This window comes from Mycobacterium sp. (assembly GCF_035274705.1).
In the GTDB taxonomy this organism is placed as follows: domain Bacteria; phylum Actinomycetota; class Actinomycetes; order Mycobacteriales; family Mycobacteriaceae; genus Mycobacterium.
Genome location: NZ_DATENY010000069.1, coordinates 1 through 8,740 on the forward strand (window position 1 = coordinate 1; position 8,740 = coordinate 8,740).

Below are 8,740 nucleotides of genomic sequence, written 5' to 3' on the forward strand. Positions count from 1 at the left end.
GATCAGGTCTTGGTAAATCCGCCGCAGCCGGCCGTGGTCGCCGTTGTCGACCTCATCCCAGTTCAGCTTGGATCGTTCGAAGGTCGCCGGATCCTGCGGGTCGGGGATCTCGTCGGCGTCCCAGCCATGTTCGGCGAACTCGCGTTTGCGGCCCTCCGCGGTGGCCCTCGCTAGTTCCGGCTCAGGATGGCTGCTGAAGAACTGAAACGGCGACGACGAGCCCCATTCCTCGCCCATGAAAAGCATTGCAGTATACGGCGAGCCGAGCGACAGCGCCGCCTTGACGGCGAGCTGGCCGAACGTCAGGTTCTGCGACGGCCGGTCGCCGACCGCGCGGTTGCCGACCTGGTCGTGCGTCAGCGTGTACGCCAACAGCCGTGTGGCCGGGGTTGTCGCGGTATCCAGCGGGCGGCCGTGCCGGCGGTGCCGAAACGACGAATACGTCCCCGCGTGAAAGTAGCCGTTCTTCAGAGTCTGCGCCAGCGTCTCCAACGACCCGAAATCGCCGTAATAGCCTTGTCTTTCACCCGAGACCGCGGCGTGGATCGCGTGGTGGATGTCGTCGTCCCACTGTGCCGTCATGCCGTATCCGCCGCGATCACGCGGAGTGATCAACCGCGGATCATTGAGATCACTCTCAGCGATCAGCGATAGGGGCCGGCCCAATTTCTCGGCCAGCGTATCGGTTTCGGCGGCCAGCTCCTCGAGGATGTGGATGGCGGTCGTGTCGACGAGCGCGTGCACGGCGTCGAGCCGAAGACCATCGGCGTGGAAGTCGCGCATCCAGCGTAGCGCGCAGTCGATGATGTAACGGCGCACCTCGTCGGCGTCCGCGTCGGAGATATTGATCGACTCGCCCCACGGGTTGCTGCCCGACGAAAGGTACGGCCCGAAGCGGGGTAGGTAATTGCCCGACGGGCCAAGGTGATTGAACACCGCGTCGATCAACACGCCGAGACCGCGGCGGTGGCAGGCATTGATCAGACGGATCAGACCGTCGGGTCCTCCGTACGGCTCGTGCACCGCATACCAGAGCACGCCGTCGTAGCCCCACCCATGCGTGCCGCCGAACGCGTTCAACGGCATCAGCTCGACGAAGTCGACACCGAGATCGACCAGATAGTCCAGCTTTTCGATCGCCGAGTCGAGCGTGCCATCCGGCGTGAAGGTACCGATGTGCAGTTCGTAGATGACGCGGCCCTCGATCGAGCGGCCGGGCCAGTCGTCGTCAGTCCATGCGCCGGGTGCGGGCTGCCACAGCTGCGAGCGGGTGTGCACCCCGTCGGGCTGGCGGGGCGAACGCGGATCGGGCAGCACGGTCGGGTCGTCGTCGAGAGCAAACCCGTATCGGGCGTCAGGCCGGGCGTCGACCTCACTGCGCCACCAGCCGTCGTCTTCTCGCTCCATCGGGTACAGCGCGCCATCGACGTCGAGCCTGACCCGCTTCGGCCGCGGCGCCCACACCGCGAATTCAGTCATCGTCTCGCACCAGCAGCGCCACCGGCAGGTCAGCAAACAACTCGACCGCCAATACGCGTCCGCTGAACCGTCTGCCACTGATCCGGTCTGTCCACGGGCCGTCCGGCAGCTCGACAGCGGTATCGCCCCAACCGGTTTCGGAAAGCCGCACGGTGTGGCGGCTCACCGCGGTCAGCACATCGTCGCCGCGGAGGAACGCCACCAGATGCTCGGAGCCAGGGCCCTCTGCCAGCAGGGGTGTATAGCCGCCGCCGGTGAAGCTGGCGGGACGGTCGCGCCGCAGCCGCAACGCGGCCGTCACCACCCTGATCTTGGGGTGGTTCATAGCGGTGAGCGCGTCGCGGCGAGCTTGATAGTCGACCGGCCGCCGGTTGTCCGGGTCCACCAGGCTGTCCTCGAACAGCTCAGTGCCCTGATAGACGTCGGGTACGCCAGGCACGGTGAGCGCCAACAACTTCTGGGCGAGTGCGTCGCTGCGGGCATGCAGGTCCAGGCGAGTGAGCAGTCCTGTGAGCTCCGTGCCGACCGGCCCATCGATGATCGCGTCGATCCATGTGTGCACTGCGGCTTCGAATTCGGTGTCCGGGTCGTGCCAAGACGTGCTGGCGCCCGACTCGCGGATCGCCTTTTCGGCATAGGCGTGTACGCGGCGCCGGAGCTCATCTGTCACCGCGCCATCGGCGGGCCAGACCCCGAACATGTTCTGCAAGAGGAAGAGTCCGGTTGCCCGGTCGGGTGGTGCGGTGCGCTGTTGCCAGGCATCGACGTACTGCGCCCACAGCGAGGGCACCTGCGAGAGCAGCCCGATGCGGGCCCGTACATCCTCGCCTCGTTTGGTGTCGTGGGTGCTCAGGGCCACCGTTGTGTGCGGCCACAGCCGTGCGCGCGTGGCGGCCCGCTGGTGAAACTCCGCGATGCTGACCCCAAAGCGCTCGGGCTCGCCACCTACCTCGTTGAGCGACACAAGCCGGGCGTCGCGATAGAACAGGCAATCCTCTTTTGCTTTCGCGGTTGCCGCGCCACAGAGTTGCTGTATGCGTACCGTCGCCGCAGTGCTGGTGCCCAGCGCCGCCGAAACGATTGCCAGCGGCTTTGCTAATTCCGGTCGGGCGGCTGCGGTTTCGGCCATCGCATCCGAAGTCACCAACGACAGCGACCGATAGTCGGAGCGGTAGACGGGGATCCTGCTGATCAGCTCGGCGACCGCGGTGGGCAGGTCGGCGTGGTCGACGCCGGTCGACTCGACGATGGTCCGGCATACCCGGGCCAGCTCGCTGCCGAGTGTGTGCGTGACGGCCTCGGCCTTGAGCAGGCGGCCCGCCTCCGGCATCTCGCCGTAGGAGACCCCTGTCGATTCGAACAACGCGGTCAGCGGCCCGGCGCCGGCGGGATCGATCAACACTCCGCCGATTTCGCGCAGCGCGTCGTAGCCGGTGGTGCCCGCGACCGGCAGTGTCGGTTCCAACGGTTCGTCGACCGCGAGGATTTTCTCGACGACGATCCACGCCCGCGGACCCACGATCTCTCGCAGCCACGCCAGATAGCCTGCGGGATCGGACAATCCGTCCGGATGGTCGATGCGCACCCCGTCGACCAGGCCCTCGCTAAACCAGCGCTTGACCTCCACGTGCGTGGCGTCGAACACGGCGCGGTCCTCCTGCCGCAGCCCGGCCAGCGACGTGATCGAGAAGAACCGGCGATAGCCGCAGATTCCGTTACGCCAGCCGACCAGCCGGAAATGCGAACTGTCGGCTGGATACCCCGGCGGGGCGCCGTCGTCGTCGGACCCCAAGACCGGCAACACAATTCGGCCTTGCGGATCTAGGTCCCAGTCGATGTCGAAGTATGAGGCGTATGGCGAAGAACGGCCATGTTCCAGAACATCCCGCCACCACAAGTTCTGTTCTGGCTTCTCGACACCGACGTGGTTGGGGACGATATCAACGATGAGGCCGATCTTCCTTTCGCGTGCCGCCGCTGACAGTCGTGCGAGACCCTCTGGGCCGCCCAGCGCGGCCGACACCGTGGTGGGGTCGGTGACGTCGTAGCCGTGCGTTGACCCGTCGACAGCGGTCAGGATCGGCGAAAGATACACATGCGACACGCCGAGCTCGGCGAGGTAGTCGAGCTGATTCTCGGCGTCGGCGAAGGTGAAGCAGTCGCCACGCATCTGCAGCCGATACGTCGACAGCGGGACTGCCATGTGTCAGGCGGTCTTACGCAGCACCAGCAGCGAACGCGCCTGCATCGAGATCTTCTCGCCTGCGCGAACCACCAGGTCGGTCGCCCCGGTCGGTGCGGCGGTGTCCAGCGCTGCCGTCCACTCCTTGGCGTAGTCCATTTCCGGGACGACGAAGTCGAGCGCCTGATCATGTGCGTTGAAGCAGAGCAGGAACGAGTCGTCGGCGACCCGCTCGCCGCGGGCGTTGGGCTCCGGAATCGCGTCACCGTTGAGGAACACCGCGATGCTCTTGCCGAACGCCGCGCCCCAGTCCTCGGGCGTCATCTCCTTACCCGCAGGGGTCAGCCATGCGATGTCGCGCACCTGCTCACCGCTGCGGATCGGGGTCCCGTCGAAGAACCGCCGCCTGCGGAACACGGGGTGTTCCTTGCGCAACTGGGTGACTTTGCGCGTGAACGCGAGCAAGTCTGCGTTCTTCTCGCACAGCGCCCAGTCCATCCACGACAGCTCGGAGTCTTGGCAGTAGACGTTGTTGTTGCCCCGCTGGGTGCGTCCGATCTCGTCGCCATGCGAGATCATCGGCGTGCCCTGGGACACCATCAGCGTTCCCATGATGTTGCGCATCTGCCGGGCACGCAGCTTGAGGACGTCCGCCTTGCGGGTGGGCCCCTCGACGCCGCAGTTCCACGACCGGTTGTGACTTTCGCCGTCGCGGTTGTCCTCGCCGTTGGCCTCGTTGTGCTTCTCGTTGTAGGAGACCAGGTCATTCATCGTGAAGCCGTCGTGACACGTCACGAAGTTGATGCTCGCGCCGGGACGCCGCCCGGTGGCCTCGTACAGGTCCGACGAACCGGTCAACCGGCAGGCGAACTCACCCAGTGTCGCGGGTTCACCCCGCCAGTAATCGCGCACAGTGTCGCGATATTTCCCGTTCCATTCCGTCCACAAACCTGGAAAGTTGCCGACCTGATAGCCACCCTCGCCGACGTCCCACGGCTCGGCGATCAGCTTGACCTGGCTGACCACGGGATCCTGCTGCACCAGATCGAAGAAGGCGCTCAAACGGTCGACATCGTAAAACTCGCGGGCCAGCGCGGCGGCCAGGTCGAAGCGGAACCCGTCGACGTGCATCTCCAGCACCCAGTAGCGCAGCGAGTCCATGATCAGCTGCAAAGTGTGCGGCATGCGCGCGTTGAGGCTGTTGCCGGTGCCGGTGAAGTCCTTGTAGAGCCGCAAATCACCGTCGAGCAGCCGGTAATACGCGGCATTGTCGATGCCGCGGAAATTGATGGTCGGGCCGAGGTGGTTGCCCTCTGCCGTGTGGTTGTAGACGACGTCGAGGATGACCTCGATCCCGGCCTCGTGAAACGACCGGACCATCGTCTTGAACTCGGCCACCGCGCCACCCGCGTGCCGGTTGGCGGCGTACTGGTAATGCGGCGCGAAGAAGCCAAAAGTGTTGTATCCCCAGTAATTCCGCAGACCCAAATCGATGAGCCGGTGGTCATGCATGAACTGGTGCACGGGCATCAGCTCGATCGCGGTGACGTTGAGCGACTTCAGGTGGTCGATGATCGCCGGATGTCCCAGGCCTGCGTATGTGCCGCGCTGTTCCTCAGGGATGCCCGGATGGGTCTGAGTCATGCCCTTGACGTGGGCTTCGTAGATGATCGTCTCGTGGTAGGGCGTGCGCGGCGCGCGGTCGGACGCCCACTGGAAGAACGGGTTGATCACGACGCTGGTCATCGTGTGTCCCAGCGAGTCCAAGTGCGGGGGGGCGCCGCCGGAGGCGAGGTCGTCGGCCTTCAGGTCATAGGAGAACAGCGCCTGGCTGAAGTCGAAATCACCGTGAAAGGACTTGCCGTACGGATCGAGCAGGAGCTTGCTCGGATCGCAGCGGTGGCCCGCCGCGGGGTCCCACGGCCCGTGCACCCGGAAGCCGTAGCGCTGGCCTGGTGTGATGGTGGGCAGATAACAGTGCCAGACGTAGCCGTCGACCTCCTCGAGGTTGATGCGCTCCTCGCTGCCGTCCTTGGCGATCAGGCACAGTTCGACGCGCTCGGCCACCTCGGAGAACAGCGAGAAGTTGGTGCCCGCACCGTCGTAGGTGGCGCCAAGGGGGTAACTGCTGCCCGGCCAGACGGTGGGGACCGAGGCCGGTTCGGCGGAAGCCATCAGCCAACCCACCAGCCGGTGGCCGCGCCGATCTGGCGCCCGAGTTCCCCTGCCATCGTGCGCATGTAGGTCGTCGAGATGTGGTGGGCGTCGCGATACAGCAACACGTTTCCCTCCACGGCGCGGCAAATGTCCTTGCGGCACACCGCATCACTCATGTCGAGCGGCTTCAGCAGCGGAAACTGCGCGACGAAATCCAGTGTCTGGTTGTGATCCGACAGTACGTCGGATCGCTTGATCCCGCAGGAGATCGCGTTGCCGCCGCTGGCCAGGCAATCTGCAGGGAAGTACGGTTGTCCGTTGCGCACCATCCACGGCGTGTCACGCATCGCCAGGATCGGGATTTTGTTGTCCGACAACGTCTGCCAGATGCCGATGTAGGTCGCGGGCATGACGTCGCCAGGCCTGATGTTCCACGGACGGGTGGAGGTGGTGAACACGAAATCCGGATGGTCGGAAATGAGTTTGGGCATCACACGCTTGTTCCATTCACGGCATCCGGGGTATGGGCGGAGGTCGCCCATCACCAGCGGCAGCTCTTCGGTAGTCAGCGGGCAACCCATCTTCATGTACGTCACGACCTTGAAGTGGTGCAACCGTCCAAGGAGATCCAGCGCGGTGATCCAGTGCTCGGCGTGCGAGCCGCCGGCCAGGGCGATTGTCCGGGTGGCCGATTTGTCGCCGAAGGCGCAGTTGATCACCTCGTCGTTGTCGAAATCGCTGATGCAGCCGTCGGTGGTGGTCTCCGGCAGGTCCTCCTTGGCCTCCAGCACCGTCGGGCGCATGGGCAGCTTGGGCACCCTGGCGTTGTTCAGCAGGGCGCGGGCGCCGGGGTAGTCCTGCACCGAAAGTCGCGCCAGCTCATCGCCATTCGCGCGCTGCACGGTGACGTGTTCGCGCCAGGTGAAGGACGTCGCGGTCAGCGCCACACCGAGCAGGCCGACCGTCGAGCCCAGCACGATCGTCGGTCGGCGCAGCCGCTCCCACAGGGGCACCATCGGGGTGACCGTCTCGGGAGCGCGATACCGCAGCGGGTTTTCGACGTAGCGAGTGGTCAGCCATGCCAGCACACCCGAGGCCAGCAGCACCGCGGCGCCCTCGACGAAGTTCACCCGCGGTCGTCCGGTGTAGGACAGCCAGAAGATCAGAAGTGGCCAATGCCACAGATACAGCGAGTACGCCATCGCACCGAGCGACACGAACGGGGCGGCTGCCAACAGGCGGTTCGGTGCGGGCAGCCGGCCACCGGTTTGCGGATCGGCCAGCCGATTGGCCGCCGACAGGATGATCAGCATGGTGGCCCCCACAGGGACCAGCGCCCACGGGCCGGGGAACTCCTTCACGCCGTCGAGCAGGGCGCCGCACGACAGGATGGCGGCCAGCCCGACGGCCGCGAGCGTCGTGCGTAACCACATCGGCCACCGGATATACGGCACGACTGCGCCCACCAGTGCGCCCAGCAACAGCTCCCAGGCACGGGCGAAACTGTTGTAGTACGCGGTCGTCTGATCGGCGTTGTGAGCAAATATCGCGTACACGAATGACGCGACGGTCAGCGCGCTCAGCAGGACCACGAATGAAATCCGCGTGTATTTGCGCCAGTGCCGGCGTAACACGCAAGCGAACGAGAAGATCAGCGCCAGAAAGGCGATATAGAACTGGCCCTGCACCGACATCGACCAGATGTGCTGCAGCGGACTGACCGCCTCACCGGCGCGAAGGTAGTCGGACGCGGTGTTGGCCAATTCCCAGTTCTGGAAGTAGGCCAGGCTTGCCAGGCTCTGGTCAGCAAACGTCTCCCAGCGCGTCTCCGGTTGGATCAGGATTGTCAGCACCGCCGAGGCCGCGAGCACGACGACGAGCGCGGGCAACAGCCGGCGAACCAATCGGACGATCTCGGGAACCGGCCACAGCGATGCGCCGGGGGTCAGCGCGGTGCGCAGCACGCGCCCACCGAAGAAGAAGCCCGACAACGCCAGGAAGACGTCGACCCCACCCGAAACACGGCCAAACCACACGTGAAAGACCGCGACGAGGGCGATGGCGATGCCACGCAGCCCGTCGAGATCGTGTCGGTAGAAGCCAGACCCACGCGCCCCCTGGGACGATTTTGCGGCGCGTGGGGTGGGACCCGGATCGGTCACGGGCGCCGGCCGGGGAGGGGCAAGGGTCATCATGGTCGACGGTAAATCTACCGAAGATCTGTTGCGGCCTCCTGTCGCGGCCGAAGCGTCAGGGCCGGTGAGCAAAGGATTAGGCTGCCGTTTCATGTCCGCGTTGACGCCTGAGGAGATCAGTGCGATCGACGCTGCCCATGTCTGGCATCCCTACAGCACCATCGGTGCCGAGGCGATGCCCGCGGTGGTGGCGGTGGGTGCCCGCGGGGCTTGGCTGACCGTGATTCACAACGGGCGGCCGGTCGAAGTGCTCGACGCGATGAGCTCCTGGTGGACCGCCATCCACGGGCACGCCCACCCGGTTCTCGACGCCGCCGTCACCAAGCAGCTCGCGACGATGAACCACGTGATGTTCGGCGGTCTGACGCATGAACCCGCGGCGCGGCTGGCGCAATTGCTTGTGGAGCTCACTCCCGACGGGCTGGACACCGTGTTCTTCAGCGACTCGGGGTCGGTGTCGGTCGAGGTCGCCGTCAAGATGGCGCTGCAGTACTGGCGTAGCATCGGCCGGCGCGCCAAGCACCGGCTGATGACCTGGCGCGGCGGCTACCACGGCGACACCTTCACGCCGATGAGCGTGTGCGACCCCGACGGCGGCATGCACTCGCTGTGGACCGACGTGTTGGCTCACCAGGAGTTCGCCCCGCGGGTCCCGACGGACTACGACGCGGCATACAGCGAGGCGTTCGAGAAACAGCTGGCCGAGCACGCCGACGAACTGGCGGCT

5 protein-coding genes are annotated in these 8,740 nt (G+C 65.6%); 1 reads left to right on the top strand and 4 read right to left on the bottom strand.

What is annotated here, in order from left to right; translation table 11 throughout:
• The 4 genes from treZ to VJV41_RS16305 all read right to left on the bottom strand — a co-directional run.
• Positions 1–1,479, bottom strand: a 1,479-nt coding sequence (gene treZ, locus VJV41_RS16290) for a malto-oligosyltrehalose trehalohydrolase (RefSeq protein ID WP_325335482.1), incomplete at its 3' end; no start/stop codon positions are given.
• Positions 1,472–3,682, bottom strand: coding sequence for a malto-oligosyltrehalose synthase (gene treY, locus VJV41_RS16295; RefSeq protein WP_325335483.1), 2,211 nt, complete (start codon positions 3,680–3,682; stop codon positions 1,472–1,474). The genes treZ and treY, both read right to left, overlap by 8 nt.
• A 3-nt stretch (positions 3,683–3,685) precedes the next feature.
• Positions 3,686–5,836, bottom strand: a complete 2,151-nt coding sequence (gene glgX / locus VJV41_RS16300) for a glycogen debranching protein GlgX (RefSeq protein ID WP_325335484.1) — start codon at positions 5,834–5,836, stop codon at positions 3,686–3,688.
• Positions 5,836–8,013 carry an acyltransferase family protein gene (locus tag VJV41_RS16305; RefSeq protein WP_325335486.1) on the bottom strand — a complete coding sequence of 726 codons (2,178 nt, stop codon included), beginning with the start codon at positions 8,011–8,013 and terminating at the stop codon, positions 5,836–5,838. Before VJV41_RS16305 ends, glgX begins: the two co-directional genes overlap by 1 nt.
• A gap of 91 nt (positions 8,014–8,104) precedes the next feature.
• Between VJV41_RS16305 and VJV41_RS16310 the strand changes: the two genes are divergently transcribed.
• Positions 8,105–8,740 (top strand): aminotransferase class III-fold pyridoxal phosphate-dependent enzyme (locus VJV41_RS16310; protein WP_325335488.1); only part of this gene is annotated, 636 nt, incomplete at its 3' end.

Excerpts from the sequence above, each read along its gene's own strand:
- glgX (WP_325335484.1), bottom strand. The coding sequence starts at position 5,836 with ATGGCTTCCGCCGAACCGGCCTCGGTCCCCACCGTCTGGCCGGGCAGC.
- VJV41_RS16305 (WP_325335486.1), bottom strand. The coding sequence starts at position 8,013 with ATGATGACCCTTGCCCCTCCCCGGCCGGCGCCCGTGACCGATCCGGGT.
- treY (WP_325335483.1), bottom strand. The coding sequence starts at position 3,682 with ATGGCAGTCCCGCTGTCGACGTATCGGCTGCAGATGCGTGGCGACTGC.